The organism is Sediminitomix flava (assembly GCF_003149185.1).
Classification (GTDB): Bacteria; Bacteroidota; Bacteroidia; order Cytophagales; family Flammeovirgaceae; genus Sediminitomix; species Sediminitomix flava.
The window spans coordinates 169,053-187,170 of sequence record NZ_QGDO01000004.1 but is presented as its reverse complement, the minus strand read 5'-3'; the positions used below and the strand labels follow the sequence as shown (position 1 = coordinate 187,170).

Below are 18,118 nucleotides of genomic sequence, written 5' to 3'. Positions count from 1 at the left end.
TCTATAGTCTATTCTTTTGTAGATTTTTAACAGCATCCGCCCTTGGTTGTGGCTATTAGGTAATTTGTAATCCACTATAATAGCATTAACTTTAGCTGATTTTTTGTAGACATTCCAAAAGTGAGAATATAAATAATTCATGAATCAGAGTTTAACAAAAAAGCAGTTCAACAAGGTGAATAATCTGTTGGGCTGGAGCGTATTTTTAATCTCCCTGATCGTCTATGTGATGACGATGGAAGAGACTGCAAGTTTCTGGGATTGTTCGGAGTTTATTGCAGTATCATACAAGCTTATGGTACCTCACCCTCCAGGAACACCCCTTTATTTATTGATTAACCGATTCTTTTCTTTCTTAGCCTTTGGCGATGTTGAAAAGGTTGCGTATTGGATTAACTTCTCTTCTGCACTTATGAGTGCTCTGACCATTCTGTTTATGCACTGGTCAATTGTACTTGTCGGAATGAGATTCTTAAAGCCTAATGAAAAGGGAGGTCAATCTCTAAAGAATACCTTGCTATTGATGGGAGGTGGTGTGATCGGTTCTTTGATCTACACATTCTCTGATTCATTCTGGTTCTCGGCTGTAGAAGCAGAGGTTTATGCGATTTCATCTTTTCTAACAGCAATCGCATTCTGGGCTGTACTTCGTATCCAGTTCATTGAAGATGAAGCAACCGTAAACCGTTGGATTTTATTGATTGCTTATATTCTAGGGCTTTCAATTGGTATTCACTTGATGATTTTGCTTGTGATTCCAGCATTGGCTTTGGCTTACTATTTCAAGAAAAACCCGAATGGAGACTTGAAGGGGAGTATCATTGCTTTAGTTATTGGTAGTGGTATTCTTTTAGTTGTAAACGGAGCAATTCCTGGATTACCTGTTTTAGCAGGGAAATTTGAGATTTTCTTCATCAATTCAATGGGAATGCCATTTGGCTCTGGTGCATTTATTTTCACAATTCTTCTGATTGGAGGCGTAGTTTACGGAATTTACTATTCTCATAAGGTTGGAAATTCATTAATGAATACCGCATTTTTGAGTGCCGCTTTCATTTTGATTGGTTATACGTCTTATGCTGTAATTGTAATTCGTTCTAATTACGAGCCACCAATTGATGAGAATGATCCGGGTGAAGATATTATGAGCTTGGTTTCTTATTTGAAGCGTGAGCAATACGGATACCGTCCGCTGATTTATGGACCACATTTTATGGCAGAGCAAACGCAGGCACGTACAGAAAAAGAACGTGAAGCGCGTGAGAAAGATCGTGAGCCAGTTTATAGAATGAATAAAGAAAAGGGTATCTATGAAATCTACGATTACCGTAGCACGGAAAGATATTACGATTCTAAAGATATGATGCTTTTCCCTCGTATGTACAGTGGTCAAGGGAACCACCCAGACTTGTACAGAGAGTGGACAGGTTTAGCAAAAGGACAGAGTCCTGACTTCTTCACAAACCTAGAATTCTTCTTTAAGTATCAGCTTGGTCATATGTATTTGCGTTATTTCTTCTGGAACTTTGTAGGAAGAGACAGTGATGAAAAAGACGCAGGTGTAATGATGCCATTTGACTCTAAAGAGCATAAATATGCGATGGCGTATCAGCCTGATGGCTCGGTTGGATTCTCACAAGTTGATTTGCCTGAAGAATTAGTTGAAAATAAAGCAAGAAATAACTTCTACATGCTTCCATTTATTTTGGGACTTGTAGGTATGTTCTTCCACTATAATAGAGATAAGCGTGGTTTCTGGGTAATGACAATCTTGTTTGTGATTACAGGTATTGCCCTTGTCGTTTATCTGAACTCACCACCTGTTGAACCAAGAGAGCGTGATTACATTTATGTAGGTTCATTCTATGTCTTTGCAATGTGGGCCGGTCTTGGAGTAATGGCTTTAGCAGATCGTTTGGGGAAAGCCTTGAGTGGTGCATCAGCTCCAATTGCGGCAACAGCTCTTTGTGCTATTGTGCCATTGATTATGGCTGCTTCAGGATGGAGCAATCACAATCGTTCAAACCGTTGGCATTCGATTGATCAAGCTCGAAATACATTAGCGAGTTGTGCTCCTAATGCTATTCTGTTTACAGGAGGAGATAATGATACATTCCCATTGTGGTATATTCAAAACGTAGAAGGTTTCCGTACAGATGTTCGTGTAGCAGTATTGAGTTACTTCAGCACAGATTGGTACTTGAACCAAATGCGTAATAAAGAATATGAATCTGATGCTTTACCATTTAGCATTAGTGAACATAATTATAGAGCTGGTAAAAATGATTATGTTCCTTTAGTACCAGATGAAAGAGCAAAAGGTGGAATTAATGCTAAGACATTTGTGAACTTGGTAAATAAAAACCACCCGATGGTTCAAGTTGGACTTTCAGACGGTTCTAGTACTGCAAAACTTCTTTCTGATACATTTGTATTGGATGTTGATAAAGAAAAAATCAAATCGCTTGGTGCAGTGCCTAAAGAAAAAGAAGATCGAATTGTAGACAAAATGGTTTGGAGTCTTCGTCCAGGAAGAAGACATATCTTCAAAAATGAATTGGCATTATTAGATTTGATCGTTTCAAGTAACTGGGAACGTCCTATTTATTTTAACAATACTTCTTCTCAGACTATCGCGATGGATCTGCGTAAGTACCTGCAATTGGAAGGTATGACATTCAGATTGATGCCTATCGTAGCAGAGCAATCTAGTGATGTTGGAGAAGTAAATACTAGCAAAATGCTAGAGAACGTGAAGAACTTCCGTTTCAGAGAAATGAACAACGAGGCAGTTTATTATGATGATGAGTACCGTAAGTTTGGTGCAAATACTCGTAATAACTTCTACCGTTTAGCAGAAGATCTTTATTACAAAGACAGAGATGAGGAGGCGAAAGCTGTGATGGATTCTATTTTGAATGAAATTCCAGATAAGACAATTCCTTATAGCTTCTTTGCTCCAAAATATGTAGAGCTTTACCATAAGTTAGGAGATCATGAGAAAGCGAATGAAATAGCTGAAACTATTGCTCGTCGTTCTTCTCAAAATGTGAATTATGCAGCAGCTATCAGAGATAAGTCTACGAGTTCTTATGGAAGAAGCGGTTTGATGATTCTTCAGCAATTGGCAATGCTTTATAGAGGTTCTCTTCAAGCGGAGAAAGAACGTCTGACTTTGTTGGAGTCTGCGGTAGATAGAGGTGAAGACCTTCAGTTACCTAAAGAAGAGTATAATAATGAAGTTGAGATAACTAAAGAGTTAATCAAGCTTTACACGGAGAAAGAAAAAGAGTATTCGGATAAGTTTGGTGAAGCATATAAGTTACTTTACGGAAATAGATAATTCACAAAGGTGAATTTTAGAAGTAAAAAAGGTATTGCTACTTATAGCAATACCTTTTTTTATAGCTAAAATGTTTAGATCATATCTTTAATAACTCTCATAAAGTTTAAAAAAAAGGACGACTTACAAGCCGTCCTGAAACCACGTATGAGAGGATATGAAAATAATTATATCTCAAAGAGACCTAATTATTTGTTTGTATAAACATTTGATAAACACAATAGAAACCAGCAAGTTTATGTAGTCATAAACATTATTGTTCTTTCTACTAAACTGCTTATTCAAATATAAGAAGGATAATTTCAAGAGGAAATTAACTTTTTTCACATCTTACGACTTCCAATTGACTTAGGGCTTATTAAATGTTTTAAAAACACCTGTCAGAGGCTATTTCTATTTCATTTTCTGTACGATGCCCAAAACTCGATGAGTTGTTAATAATTTTAATATTTTCCTAATAAAAGAGGCTTTGTATTGAATTTGTTTTAAAAGAAAGATAATGTGATATAAATAATTTGTGAAAAAATAGGGATTAATTTCCATTTCTTAAATGGAGATTAATCCCTGATTATTAGTATTCAAATGAGAATATTAAAGAGCAATCTGATTGTATTCCTCTAAAAATTCTGAGAAAGCCTGATCATTCAAACGGTCTGAAAGCATTGATTTCGTATGTTCTGCAAAACCGTCATACCCCATTTTTAAACTTACAAATGCATATTGTTTCTGTAATTCGTCTGTGTCTAGAGTTTCAACTCCTGTAAGAATTACTTCGTAAGCCCTTGTTGTTTGACCTTCTTCTTCCAATAACAATTTAGTGTAGTTCAAATAGAGGCTTTCATCATAAGGAGAGTTTAGTATTGCATTTTCGTAAGCAACTTTTGCAAGTGCTTTTTCTCCGGTATGTTCATAATAGCCAGCTAGGTATCGTTGTTCAAGACTTTTATTTGCCCAATAAGCTTTTGCTATATCTAGTTGATTGAAACCTTCTTCGCTATAGTTTCCAGTTTTAATTTCTAAATCTAATTGAAGAGCTGTAAAGTGTCCTTTTAATTCTTCAGAAACATTTAATTCATTGATTACTAAGGCTGCTTGTTCTAGTTTTTCAGTCTTCAGTAAGTACTCAGCTCTATCTAACCAAGCATAAGTAAGCATTGAACCATCTTGAAATAGGCCACAAAGGTTTTCAAACTCTTTATCAGACAAATTCTGATTGTTATAGTGAAGGTAGAATGTCAAATATTCTTGATCATCTGCTTTAGGTTGTTCCTCTGTGTACAATCGATTCATTAATTGAATTGGAGCATTTTCAGGGTATATTTCTTGAATCTGTGTCCAAGTCTTTTTCGCTAATTCTTTCTGACCAGATTCACTGTAAGCTAAACCTAGATAGTACAAGGCGTCTGGATGTCCTTTTACAAAAGCAGTGTGAAATGCATCCGCTGCTTTATCGAAAAACCCTTGTTCCATAAGTCGGAGACCGTAATAGAAATCATGCCTGTTTTGTGTATTTGGAGATGTTTCACTCAAATGCTGGAAGTGTTGCATAGCATGTTTCACATCTCCTTTAGCATAAAGAACAGCTGCTTTAGCATATAAAAGGAATGTGAAATCTTCAGTACCCAGATTAGCTAATTCAAGTTGTTCAACAAATTTGAGTTCATCATCTGATACACCTTCTTTTTTATTTAATAAATAGTTGCAGACATAGAATAGCTCATAGCTACTTAAATCAAAATCTTCAAAAGCTAAAGTGTCAAGAGCATCTGCAGTTGGAATGTTTTGATTTAAAAGTGCTGCAAACTGATTTCCTTTTACCATAAAATCTGTTTTTTCAGACTTTTCAGTTGGTAATTCAGCACTAAAGTTTGGTGTAGTAGCAGCATGAGCGTAAATATTTGAAAGTGGAACATTCGGCTCATAAGTATGATCAAGTGCATGATTCAAATAGAATAAAGCACTGTCGGCCATGTTCATACGTTTGGCGTAGTAGGCGTAGTTGGTGTTAAGCTCACTGCTATTCTCAAAAGTGTTGATACCTTTTTGAAGTTGATAAAGAGCTCTTAGTTTTTGATTTTTTGTCCATTCTAAGATTCCCATGTTGGCAAATGCTTGTGGACTAGGACTACGGTGTAAAGCGTCCTTCAATAGCATTAGTGCGGTTCCATAATGCTCATGATCGATTCCTAGTGATGATAAACCGTAAGAACCGAAGTGATTTTTAGGATCGTAAGCCATAGATGTATTGTAATAGCGTTCAGCCATCATCAAATCATCTTTCATAGACTCTAAATAAGCTTTGTTATTATAATACCCAGCCCATGTTTGATTATAAGTATGTGTATAGCCCCTTGCACCAAAGACAAGAGTTAGTGCAACGCCAATTAAAATAGCCATTGAGTATTCCAGGCGGGCAGGTAGGTAATATACTTTATGTACATCAAGCTGTTTTTTCAGTAGCGGATTAAAGTTAGAAATAACATAGCCAATGATTGCTAAACCAAAGCCGATGTAAGTGATAAAGATGACTTTTTCAGCTAACTCAGTATATGAACTATTTCCACTTCCGTAGCTAATAGATAAGAATGCTAAACTCAAAATGATTACTGAGAGATAGAGGTAAGCCCCTGTAGTATGAAATGGGAAGAAATTACCATAGTGTTGCTCTCTTTTTTTCCAGCCCCATAAACCTATCACGACTGAAAAAGCATAAATCAGAATAGCAGGAATATGTACAAAAAATGGAAGACTACTTACAGAAAAGTATTGAATATAAAGGTATACCAAGTTTAAGATGTAAAGACCTGAAACCACACAAAAGTGGAGTAAGGCTCCTGTTCCTTCTCCTTTTCGTCCATCTGTAAGCAAGTAAACAATCCCTCTTATAATTTCTGGCGCAAGTAAAACGCAACTCACAAGGAAAGCAATAAGGGGAAGTGAAGTACTGTTTACAATTAGTGTTTTTAATGGTAAAGCAGTTTGAGCTAATGAAGCTACAGTAAAAACAAGTACTACATGTATAAGTAAGAATGAGACTACTCGAACTAGAGTATTTGTTTTAAAAATACTTCTGAAAATATAGGAGAGAGGAAGAACAGAGAGTAATACAATGAGGGTGAACAGCATTGGATGAACATCCCCTAAAATAAGCAAATGATCTAGGTTTAAGGAAATAGCAAAGATGGTGTAGATTGTTACACCTCCTAAGTACCACATTAAGCTCAGTTCGGTAATAGATGCAAGTAAGAAGGATAAACCAGCAATCAGCAGAATGCCATATAACCAATAGACCATGTCATGTATTTGGAAATAGCCTGCGGCAAAATAAGACTCCGTAACATAAGTAGTGGTAGGAATCGGGATGTCAAACAAGAAAAAACTAAAAGACTCATTCGAAATTTGAGCTTGCTTTAGTTCAGAAACTACATTCCAAGGAATAAGATTTCCTGTGCTTTGCCATTTGAAAAAACAGGTACAAAAAAGTCCGACAATGACCAATTGTAGACCTATCCAAAAAGGGAAACGGTCTTCTTTTGACCAATTTTTCCAGAACTGAATTTCCTCTCGCATTTAGTTTATTTTTTAATTTTTTTCGTAATTTCCTTACAATCCAGTGATTACAAATATTGCACTTTTCTAATAAATAATTGTACAAGATGTGTGTTGGATTTGTTTTTGCTAGTATTTAAACTTTAAGAGCAAAAAACATGACATTTTATTAAAAATGAACTGTCTAAAATAAATTTAACTCATGAAAGGTCCATCCGCAATGGGGAGAAAAAATATAATTTTCACCTTATTTTCAGTATTTCTAACGTTTGTATCCCTTCAAAGTAAGGGGCAGTACGCTTTGACCACTGATGAATTGATTCAGTTGGAAGAGAAGTTCGTGCAGTTTGAAGATACTGATCGGGAGGCTTATTTGGATAGTTTAGAGCAATCAATTCAGCTAAAGTTAATGCATTCTCCTCAAGGAGTGATTAAAGATGCTGAAATTGCACTTTATTTTGCGATAAAATGGTCAAAGCCACATTTTGAGGGGCAAATCTACCTTTTACTATCTTCTGCTTATGAGCGTTTAGGTAAATATGCAAAAGGGCATGAATATAAGTTTGATGCTCTTCGTGTATACAGAGACTCTGATTATCAGTTTGGAATTGCTCTTGTTTACAACAATATGGGAGTGACCTATGCTCGTCAGAAAGATTATGAAAAAGCACTAGTTAATTATAAGTTAGGTATCGAAATTCAACAACAAATTATTGATACACCTTATGATGATTTGGGACCTAGAGATCAAGCGTTGACGTTAAGAAAGAAAGAATTAGCCTTGGCTGATTTGTATCTGAACATGGGCGAAATCTTGTTGGAAACAGGAAGCTTGGAAGAGGCTTTAGAATATGAAATGAAGGCGCTGACACTTTCTTCTAAATACAACGAAGAGATTAACTTGGCTTATGTTTATGGAATCCTTGGACGTATTCATCAAGAAGGAGAGAAGCTAGCATTAGCTAAAACATACATAACAGGGGCTGTTAGAATCTTTGAAAAACTAGGGGATATTCTTCCTTTAGCTCAATACACACTTTACTTATCTGAAATTTATTTTGCACAAGGCCAATTGATGCATGCTAAAAAGTATGCAAAAATTAGTTTGGAGCACGCTCGTGATATGGGCGGAATTCAATGGGAAGTAAATGCTCTCAAGCTTCTATCAGATTTATACGAACACGAAGGAGATTATGAACAATCCTTGATGTGGTACCATGAGTATTCTACCATGAAAGACAGTCTGATAAGTCTTGAAAGGCTAGAAGTAATGTCGGAACTACAAGCGGTATATGATATTGAGAGTAAACAACGTGAGATAGGATTATTAAAAGAAAGAGAAGCTCTGTTAGAGAAAAATAAATCCTCTCAACAATTGGTCATTTTTATTGGTGGAATATTACTGATTCTTATTTCTTTTTCGGCTATTTCCCTTTATCAATCACGTAAGACGACCAAGCGTGCATTTAAGCAAATACAGCAAAAAAGCGAAGAAATTAAGGAACAAAGAGACGAAATTCTCCAACAGCAAGTAAGTATTAATGAGCAGAATGAGCTACTGAGAGATCAAAAAAGAAATATCACAGATAGTATCGCTTACGCTCAGCGTATTCAAGCTGCAATTTTGTACAGTGCCAATAAAATCAAAAATTATTTCGCTGACTCTTTTATTCTTTATAAGCCAAAAGATATTGTTAGTGGAGACTTTTATTACTACCAAAATATAAAATTACCAGAAGAAGATAATACACTTCATTTCTTTGCTGCTGCCGATTGTACAGGTCATGGTGTGCCTGGTGCTTTCATGTCTCTTATCGGTTATGAACTTTTCAATAAAGTGATCATAGAACAGCAAGAATACGTGCCTTCTAAAATATTAGGTCACGTTCATGAAGAAGTGAAATATTTACTCAATCAAGAAGACACACATCTTAATGATGGGATGGAGGTCGCTCTTTGTTGTGTTAATGAAAAAGAGAATACCATTACTTTTTCTGGTGCTCGATCATCTATTTATGTCATTCAAAATAATAAAGATCGATTATTTAAAGGTACAAAGAAGTCGATTGGGGCTTGTATGACTGAACTTGAGGAGTTGAGAGAATTTGAGGATATCAGCTTGCAATTATTTACTGATACTTATGTTTACATGTTCTCGGATGGTTATCAAGACCAATTTGGAGGTTTGAAAAATGAAAAGTTTAAACGTAAGAAAATGTGTAAAATCATAGCTGAGAATCATGATAAGCCATTCAATCGACAGTATGAATTACTGAACTCTACTTTGAATAGATGGATGAGAGAAGGTGATGAAGAACAGGTAGATGATATTTTGGTGATGGGAGTGAAAATCCCAACCATGGATAAAGATGCCGATCAGACTTCTTAATTTTGATTGGGATTTTAATTTTCTACAGTATACTCCAGATACAGTAACCAATTACGGTTACTGCCATTCCTATAAAACAACTCAGAGCAACTACAGTAGGGAAGTCGTTTTGTTTTTGCATAGTTAGAAAGTTTGTTGTGTAGCTTAAAGCTTTCAGACTTTATCTAATGCTACACTCAAGTCTTCTATCAAGTCGTCAGCGTCTTCAATGCCGACACTCAATCGAATTAATGTGTCTCTTAATCCAGCTTTTTCTCTTTCCTCTTTTGGAATACTTGCATGAGTCATGCTTGCTGGGTGTCCACATAACGATTCTACACCTCCTAAAGATTCAGCAAGTGAGAAAATTTTTAGAGAAGACATCAATTCAAATGCTTTTTCAATAGCATCATCTTTCAATGTGAAAGAGAGCATTCCACCAAAATCATCCATTTGATCTTTCGCAATTTGATGATTTGGATGACTTTCCAATCCAGGCCAATATACATTTTCTACTTTAGGGTGATTGACCAAAAATTGGGCAATCTTAGAGCCATTTTCACAATGTGCCTTCATTCTGAGATGTAGCGTTTTTATACCTCTTAAAGTCAGAAAGCAATCTTGTGGGCCAGGTACTGCACCACATGAATTTTGTAGGAAGGCGAGTTTTTCAGCCCAAGAGTCGTCGTTCAAAATAACTGCTCCCATAATGACATCTGAATGACCTGCTATGTATTTTGTGATAGAATGTATGACAATATCAGCCCCTAGCTCAAGTGGTCTTTGGAGGAATGGACTCGCAAAAGTATTATCAACAGCTACTTTGATGTTATGTTTTTTAGCAATGTCAACAATCCCTTTGATGTCTATAATGTTCATTAGGGGATTGGTTGGTGTTTCTACCCAAATGAGCTTAGTCTTAGGAGTGATCGCTTCTTCAATACTAGATAAATCTTGCATTGGGATAAACTTGAAATTAATCCCAGAGTTAAGCTGATGAACTTTTGTGAAAATACGGTAAGAGCCTCCATATAAGTCATTTGTGCTTATGACTTCATCGTTTGGTGCGAAAGATCGAATAACAGTATCAATGGCAGCCATACCAGATGAAAAACACAAGGCATGTTTACCATTTTCTAATGTCGCAAGATTTGCCTGTAGGGCATCACGAGTTGGATTGTGTGTTCTCGAATATTCATAACCTTTGTGGTCTCCAGGAGCTGCTTGTACATATGTACTCGTTTGAAAAATTGGAGTCATTATCGCACCTGTACTTGGGTCTGCTTTAATGCCTGCATGTATTGTTTTTGTTCCGAATTTCATAGTGTTGTTTTTAATCTATCTTTCTAAGATAAAAAGTTAATAAACAACAGCTTTAGGCATTCTTAAAAAATGTGTATTTCAGAAAGTATTTTCCTATTGGTGGATTTTTAATCACCTTTTTATAAAAAAATCCTCGAAGTAAGATACTCCAAGGATTTCAAGGGTGAACTATTTATTATCTTTTGATAGTGCTTATTTGACTCTAAATAAAGATTAAGGCTTTATTCATATTGTCAGTTAAAGCACCATCTAATATTTATACCAAAACTATTGGCCCGGAAAGCCCCTTCTTGGATGATTTCGAATTGAGGCCGCCAATCAACTCCTAATACGAGAGGGGGCTCATTAAAACGATATTCAGCTCCAATTTCAGCAGTAATTCCAAATTCTGTAGGGTCACTGATGAGTGTGAATAATCCTGTGCCAACGTAGAAGTTTAGCGCTTCAGTTGCATTGTTTTCACTAAAAGGATTAAACATATAATCCCATAAAGCTTCAATACCAAAGCCTTTATTAAATGAAACACTTGTATGTAAACGTTGTGAATTTTCAGAAAAGAAAGTGGCTCCAATTCCTACATTAGAACCTGTTGTGTTGTTAACTCTTAGCCCAACTTCTTGAGCTTTTAATTCGGTTAGTGTTAAAAGAAAGCACACTATAAAAAAGTACCTTTTCATATCCTCTAATTTTATATGATTAGTTGCTCTATGTCATAGGAAACACAGAGCAACTAATCTTTTTATTTTAAAAAGTTGGCAATTGTTATTCAGAAATTTTAATACAGGTGGATTCTGATACCTGCATGGAAACCTAGCCAAAGTTTGTGTTCGGTTACTTTATCTGAAAGTTCATATTCTTGTCTGTACTCATACATTGGGTCAATTTTAGTAAAGCTAGGAGCATCTTTATCTACCCAATTACCGCTTTGGTAAGAGTAGTTAAGCGTTGGTCCAGCTACTAAAGAAATTGGTTTTGCAAGGTTTACAATGATGTTTAATCTACCTTGTGATAAATAGTTCTGCCCATCGCCCCAGTCAATTTGTCTATCATCTTTTACAAACATGTGCGTAAGTTCAAAACTACCTTTCACTAAACCTTTGTGAGCCATATTCCATTGTGTACCAATACCACCACCAAGGCCGTATCTGTTGAAGTCGTCAGTGTTTTGTACGCCACCAGTCCAAATGAAGTAGAAATATTCTTTACCCGATCTAAAGCTAAAATTGTACTGGAAGTTATCTGAATAACTTAGTTCAAAATCAGCAATACCATCTTTGATAAAAGAGAAAGGAGCAATACTCAGCCCATCTAAAGAGTCCGCGACATTAATGAAACCAATGCTCAGTCCATCCATTTTGTCAGATTTATTCAAGAAACCTGCTTGAAGACCTTCTACATCTTTAGCTGTATTGACAACACCAAGTTGTATGCCGTCTAATACTTCAGAGGTACTGACATTTACCGCTGCAGCTTGTAATCCATGACTTCTTTCTTTCAATACGGTATTGACAACACCGATTTGTACCCCTGATAATTCTTCAGCTTGGTTGTATAAACCAACTTGTACACCGTGAGCTTTATCTGCTATGTTTGCCCCAACTGCAGCTTGGAGTCCTTTAAGGTGTGATGTCGAGTTAAATCCTGCGCCGAATTGAGATCCAATGATGGAGTCATCTGCACGGTTGTAGCCTAGCCCTAACTGAAAGCCTTTTGTATCGCCACCGTTGATGTTTCCTCCGAGAGCAAATTGCCATCCGTTAAATCCTTCATCTGCCTTGTTCGTTCCAAAACTCCACTGAATACCACGCATAGTTTTAGAGACATGATTACTAGCAAGAGCAAATTGAACTCCGAAGTAATCATCTGCAATTTCGTTTTTGACTAATGGGATATGGTTTAATGAATCAACTTGCGACTGTGCAAAAGTTGCTGTGCTACAAATGTTGATAAGAAGGGTTGTTAGTGTTATTAAAGTGAATTTTTTCATTATATGTTGGATTAATCTATCTCACAATTTCATGTTCTACATCTCTAAGTATCTTCATGAAACAATAACCCCTATCCTTACCTCATTTTTTTTTAATCTTTTTTGGAAAAAACTTTAATCGCCAAAAAAGTATGGTTGATCTCAATTCATAATAGGTTGATCGAAAAGCCTTTTCAGGATTGATATATTTTCTTGAATAGGTACTATGTTAGTATTGTGATATTCACCCATTTATTTCTATTCATCATCTATTCACTCATCTTAAAATCAATCTGATATGAAAAGGTTGACCTTATTTTTAATCGCTTGTTTTTGTTTTACCACAGCATTTTCGCAAGTAGGAGTTTATGAGTCGCATGAAGCCTTTCTTGATAAAAAGCTAAAGACTTATGCTGAATACGTAGGCACCAAAAGCAAAAATGGACGTTATGCAATTCTTTTAAAAGATACAGAAGGAGGGAAGGTTATTTTACCTTTGAGTGAGCAGAATATTTGGGGATATCAGAAAGAGGAAGATAAGATTGTGCGTGTACATCAAAATAAAACCCCTTATTTGATTTATAAGCAAGGTAGAATTACGCTCTACTTTAATTATCATTCAAATGTCGGTTCAGAGGAAGCGCTTTCAAGCAGTAAAGTAAAAGATGCTTTATATTCTGAAGATTTTCCACCTCAAATCTCATTGGGGACAGATGGCGAAATGGTACGCTTATCAAAGAAGAATTTAGGTATTCTTTTAGAGGATGATCAAGATGCTATGGCTAAACTTGAAAAGCACTCTATTTTTTATGAATCTCTAGTGGAGTTTATTCTCACTTATAACGAGAGTGTAGAAGTTTCTACCTTATAGAAAAAAAGAGACCGTTCTAGTACTGAGGCTAGAACGGTTTCTTTTTAGTTTTTATTTAGTTTATGTTGAAGTTCTTTAAGTTGATCTATGAGAGGAACAATCTTATTTTTATTTGATTTTTTCTTCTTTTTCATCCCAAAATAAAGAACTAAAACCATCCATAAAGTTGCTCCCCCATATCCTATAAGCTGTAGTTTCAATGAGCCTAAAGCCAATATTTGGCTCAAATAAATCATGATAAAAGTATATAAAATACCTGTGTAGAAATACATATAATTATTTGTGACCCATAACTGAAACTTAAGTTTTTTAAGTAATTCTTCTATAAATACAGAGGTTTCAGCAGAGAAATCATATTTATTTAAGTTGAACTTTCTATACCAGAAAATACCCATAGAAACGAACAGTAAGATTGCTACTCCAATTAAACTTACATGAGCAAGCCAAAAAGAACTTGGCAAAATAGACCAGATGTAAGTAAACAAGCCCGCTAATGTCCCGAATGCTATTGTAAGTCCTATATTTTCGTTCTTTATTTTTCTATCTATTTCTTTCAGCTTCGCTAGAAATGATTTATCTAATTCTAATGGTTTTATATTATCTGATGCCTTTACTTGATTCCAAGCGTTTTTAAATTCTTTAAGCTCGTTCATGATTCAATATTTTTGAGAGTTTATTTTTTATTCTGTTAATTTTTACGCCAATATTATTGACCGAAATACCTAATACTTCACTGATTTCCTTGTAACTAAGGTCTTCTAAGACTAAACCGATCACTAACCTTTCATCTTCTTTCAGCTGATGAATTGCTTTCATGAGCATATTGATCTGTTCATCTTTTTCGAAGTCGTAATCATCTGTGAAAGCTTCTTTTTTATAGGTTTCATTAAGGTCTTTTTTGCGTGTGCTACTTCTGTTGAATGAAATAGTAGTATTTACCGTAATCCGATACAACCAAGTGGAAAGCTGGGCATCGCCTTTGTATTTAGATAGACTTTCCCAAACATTTATCCACACTTCTTGCATGAGGTCTTCTGCAGCAGATTTGTCATAGAGGTAAGCATATACCAATCGGAATAACTTGTCCTTATGCTCCTTTATGATTTGCTGAAATAGTTCTTCTTTTTTCATAGCAGTTATTTCACAGCGATTGGTTTATTTAAAAATTGATTGACCTTTTTCGAGAAAACTTCGGCTTGGTCTAACATTAAAAAGTGTCTAGCATCTTCAATCATTTCGAGTTGGATGTTCTCAATACCAGAATATTGCGTTTGATATACTGTTGAAATTCTTTCTTTTGTGAAGTTTGGATAAATTTTCGACAAATCAGAATCCCAAGGATAAAGAACCAGTACTTCAGATTTTATATTGTTGAGTTTGTTCCTGAGGTCGGTAGTCATAAGTTCTCTCATACTTACCGTCATCGTTTTTTTATCGGTATGTTGTGCTTCTTCCATGATAAAATCGATGTGAGATTCACTTTTTACCATCCCTTTTAGATTTTGTATGAGTTGAGCTTCAAAATCAGCGTTTTTCATTTTGGTATAATCAGGAACAAACTGATGAATGAAAGCCTTCATGTTATCTTCGGTAGCTAATGGATTGATAGAGGCAGGTAAAAAAGGAAGTGTATCTATGATAATTACTCGTTTAATTAGAGCTTCATTTTGGTTTAGAAGTAATGAAATAAATCCTCCAATGCTATGCCCCATCAAGATACTGTTATCTGTTTTATGTTGTTTGATGTATGCCGAGATTGCAGAAGTAACATTTGGTAAGAAAGTGTCTCCTTCTAAGGCAGGGTTTCCAGCATAGCCAGCCAATGTGATTTTATGAAACTGAAATTTATCTTGATGGTCTTCAACAAACTGGTTATAGACATTTGAACCGCATGAAGCACCTGGGATTAGAAAGAATGAAGGGCCTTTTCCTGTAACTTCAACTTTGAAAGCATCTGAAGATTGAGCATTTAGGTTGAAAGTGAAAAGGAATAATGAAACGAGTGCTGAGATAATTTTTTTCATGATTAGTTTTTTAAGTTTTTGAGTTCGTTCCTTTAGTCGTGGAGTTGCTTATTTTCTTACAGCTTTTTCTCATCTTTTTTTGATAAAAAAGAAAAAACCACTCTGAAATAGGTTTCAGGGTGGTTTTTGTATGGGAATATTTTTTATTTCAGCCTATTAAAGTTGACATTTCAAAATCCCAACCACTGAAATAGATATTTACAATTGCTTCAGCTTCATCATCTTCATAAATCAATCGCCATTTTTTACTCGCTTCGCTAGGTATCTCTAAGCCTTGAAGAAAGATTCGGATATCATCCTTTTTACCTCCGTAATAAGTATAGAATTCTTGATGTACTTTTTCTTGAACAGCAGGATAGATATCACACTTATATTTTAAGCTCAAAAGATCTAAGAAGGCTACTTGGAAATTGGATAGGTCAAATTCTTGTTCGATGTCTGATACGAATAATTGATACTTCCATTTCTGGAACTGCATCTCCCGTAATTCTTCAATGACCGGACGGATATCGGTCAAGCGGTTAAGTACCTGTTGGTGGAATGTTGGATACATAGCAATTAGTCAATGGTAAAGATTTAATGTTGATGGCAAAAAAATACTCTAAAATGATTTAGAGGCTAAAGTTTTAGCTATTGAGTAATAATGATGATCAAATACGTTTTTCAATAAAAAATCATTGAAGACTTTAGGTTTAAATATATTAACTTTGTTAAAAAAGCAGTGTTTAGGTGCAATTAGTTCGGGAAAATATTGGAGTAGTCTTAATTGTTATAAGAAAATGAAAACTTTGATCGTGAAAATTCAAATTATAGATCGCAATTAAACAATTTAATACTCGAGTATGATTCAGATTAAAAAATAAAGACTACCATTCGTGTTAGAATAGTAGTCTTTAAAATATATAATATGATTAATTCATATTAGCTAAGAACACCAAGTTCTTTTCCAACTTCTGTAAAGGCATTTATTGCTTTATCTAAGTGCGCTCTAGAATGTGCAGCAGAAATCTGAACACGAATACGAGCTTGTCCTTTTGGTACAACAGGGTAGTAGAATCCAATTACGTAAATTCCTCTTTCCAATAATTTCTCAGCGAACTTTTGAGATAGTGGAGCATCATAAAGCATGATAGGAACAATTGGATGAACACCTTCTTTGATGTCAAAGCCTGCAGCTGTCATCTTTTCACGGAAGTAAAGCGTATTTTCTTCCAATTTATCTCTTAGCTCAGTTGTGCTAGAAAGTAAATCGAATACAGCAATAGAAGCACCCGTGATGGATGGCGCAAGTGTATTTGAGAATAAATATGGTCTTGAACGTTGGCGAAGAATATCAATGATTTCTTTTCGACCAGAAGTAAAACCTCCAGAAGCACCGCCTAGTGCTTTACCTAGTGTACCAGTCACGATGTCAATACGTCCCATTACATCACAATGCTCATGAACACCTCTACCAGTTTTACCCATAAAACCAGTACTATGGCATTCGTCAGTCATAACAAGGGCATTGTACTTGTCAGCTAAATCACAGATTTTATCTAACTGAGCAATTGTACCATCCATACTGAATACACCATCAGTTACAATGATTTTATTTTTAGCTCCTGCCTCATCTGCTGCTTGAAGTTGTTTTTCAAGATCAGACATGTCATTATGGATATATCTGTATCGCATGGCTTTACACAAACGAACTCCATCGATGATTGAAGCATGATTCAAGGTGTCTGAAATAATTGCGTCTTCAGGGCCTAAGATAGGCTCAAAAACACCTCCGTTAGCATCAAATGCAGCTGCGTAAAGGATTGTGTCTTCTGTTCCTAAGAATTCTGAAATCTTCTTTTCAAGTTCTTTATGGATATCTTGAGTACCACAAATGAAACGAACTGATGACATTCCATAACCATGGCTATCAATAGCTGCTTTTGCAGCTTCAATTACTTGTGGATGAGATGAAAGACCAAGGTAATTGTTTGCACAGAAGTTCAATACTTCTTCACCTTTGTCTGTTTTAATTTCTGCACCTTGTGGTGTAGTGATAACTCTTTCACTTTTGTAAAGACCTGCTTCTTTAATAGCAGCAATTTCCTGCTCTAACTTAGGTTTCAGCGTATCAAACATGGTTTTATCAAATTGTGTTTATAGTAATGTTTAAAGTAAACAATATAGTTTACTTTAATCCGCTGTAAAGCAAATCAAATATGTAATTTTCTCCAAGAAAATATAGAAGATATAAAGGAGGGAAGGACTGTAATAGTAAAAGGATACGACCAAAATCTTTGATGTATCCCTGAATTACTAACCAATTCATCTATTTACCAGATGAAAAAAGCTGTAAGGGAAGGATTCGAACCTTCACGGAGCAGTTAGGCTGAAGCTTTATGCTGCGATCTCCACCCTCGAGAGAGGAGGGTACGTCTGCCAATTTCGTCACCTCACAGTGTAACTTGTTGTTGTAATTTTAATAGCTGTAAGGGAAGGATTCGAACCTTCACGGAGCAGTTAGGCTGAAGCTTTATGCTGCGATCTCCACCCTCGAGAGAGGAGGGTACGTCTGCCAATTTCGTCACCTCACAGTGTAACTTGTTGTTGTAATTTTAATAGCTGTAAGGGAAGGATTCGAACCTTCACGGAGCAGTTAGGCTGAAGCTTTATGCTGCGATCTCCACCCTCGAGA

Annotated in this window: 12 protein-coding genes and 2 tRNA genes; 3 read left to right on the top strand and 11 right to left on the bottom strand. The window is 35.6% G+C overall.

The genetic code is table 11. The features are described from left to right. Nucleotides 1-139 precede the first annotated feature (139 nt). The gene (locus tag BC781_RS16305) at nt 140-3,343 is read left to right on the top strand and encodes a glycosyltransferase family 117 protein (protein ID WP_109619730.1); all 3,204 of its coding nucleotides are present in this window, start codon (nt 140-142) and stop codon (nt 3,341-3,343) included. Between the two features lie 591 nt (nt 3,344-3,934). Here BC781_RS16305 and BC781_RS16300 read toward each other — a convergent pair. Next, entirely contained in the window at nt 3,935-6,913 is a 2,979-nt protein-coding gene (locus BC781_RS16300) for a tetratricopeptide repeat protein (protein ID WP_109619728.1), read from the bottom strand. Between the two features lie 181 nt (nt 6,914-7,094). Here BC781_RS16300 and BC781_RS16295 point away from each other — a divergent pair, with 181 nt between their 5' ends. Further along, nucleotides 7,095-9,281, top strand: a complete 2,187-nt coding sequence (locus BC781_RS16295; RefSeq protein ID WP_109619726.1) for a tetratricopeptide repeat protein — start codon at nt 7,095-7,097, stop codon at nt 9,279-9,281. Between the two features lie 153 nt (nt 9,282-9,434). Here BC781_RS16295 and BC781_RS16290 read toward each other — a convergent pair whose 3' ends face one another. From BC781_RS16290 to BC781_RS16280, 3 genes are all read right to left on the bottom strand, one after another. Next, complete coding sequence (locus BC781_RS16290; protein WP_109619725.1) at nt 9,435-10,583, bottom strand: cystathionine gamma-synthase; 1,149 nt, start codon at nt 10,581-10,583, stop codon at nt 9,435-9,437. Between the two features lie 233 nt (nt 10,584-10,816). Next, nucleotides 10,817-11,260 (bottom strand): outer membrane insertion C- signal, encoded by a 444-nt coding sequence (locus BC781_RS16285; RefSeq protein ID WP_109619723.1) that lies wholly within the window; start codon nt 11,258-11,260, stop codon nt 10,817-10,819. A 98-nt stretch (nt 11,261-11,358) separates the two neighbouring features. Beyond that, on the bottom strand, nt 11,359-12,570 hold the full coding sequence (locus BC781_RS16280; protein ID WP_109619721.1) for an LA_2272 family surface repeat-containing protein: 1,212 nt from the start codon (nt 12,568-12,570) through the stop codon (nt 11,359-11,361). 277 nt (nt 12,571-12,847) lie between these two features. Here BC781_RS16280 and BC781_RS16275 point away from each other — a divergent pair, with 277 nt between their 5' ends. After that, on the top strand, nt 12,848-13,420 hold the full coding sequence (locus BC781_RS16275; RefSeq protein ID WP_109619719.1) for a hypothetical protein: 573 nt from the start codon (nt 12,848-12,850) through the stop codon (nt 13,418-13,420). 44 nt (nt 13,421-13,464) lie between these two features. On the opposite strand, the gene BC781_RS16270 is transcribed toward BC781_RS16275, so the two are convergent. The 7 genes from BC781_RS16270 to BC781_RS25520 form a co-directional block, all read right to left on the bottom strand. Beyond that, complete coding sequence (locus BC781_RS16270) at nt 13,465-14,073, bottom strand: hypothetical protein (RefSeq protein WP_109619717.1); 609 nt, start codon at nt 14,071-14,073, stop codon at nt 13,465-13,467. After that, nucleotides 14,060-14,551: an RNA polymerase sigma factor gene (locus tag BC781_RS16265; RefSeq protein WP_109619715.1), complete on the bottom strand. Its 492-nt coding sequence runs from the start codon at nt 14,549-14,551 to the stop codon at nt 14,060-14,062. Before BC781_RS16265 ends, BC781_RS16270 begins: the two co-directional genes overlap by 14 nt. Nucleotides 14,552-14,556: 5 nt before the next feature. Next, nucleotides 14,557-15,444, bottom strand: coding sequence for an alpha/beta fold hydrolase (locus BC781_RS16260; RefSeq protein ID WP_109619713.1), 888 nt, complete (start codon nt 15,442-15,444; stop codon nt 14,557-14,559). A gap of 148 nt (nt 15,445-15,592) precedes the next feature. Beyond that, a complete protein-coding gene (locus BC781_RS16255) occupies nt 15,593-15,997 on the bottom strand; it encodes a hypothetical protein (RefSeq protein ID WP_146201713.1) in 405 nt (134 codons plus the stop codon). Nucleotides 15,998-16,365: 368 nt separating this feature from the next. Beyond that, the gene (gene kbl / locus BC781_RS16250; RefSeq protein WP_109619708.1) at nt 16,366-17,562 is read right to left on the bottom strand and encodes a glycine C-acetyltransferase; all 1,197 of its coding nucleotides are present in this window, start codon (nt 17,560-17,562) and stop codon (nt 16,366-16,368) included. Nucleotides 17,563-17,773: 211 nt separating this feature from the next. Beyond that, nucleotides 17,774-17,881, bottom strand: a tRNA-Glu gene (locus BC781_RS25525). Nucleotides 17,882-17,909: 28 nt separating this feature from the next. Then, nucleotides 17,910-18,017 (bottom strand) — tRNA-Glu (locus tag BC781_RS25520). Between the last annotated feature and the right edge of the window lie 101 nt (nt 18,018-18,118).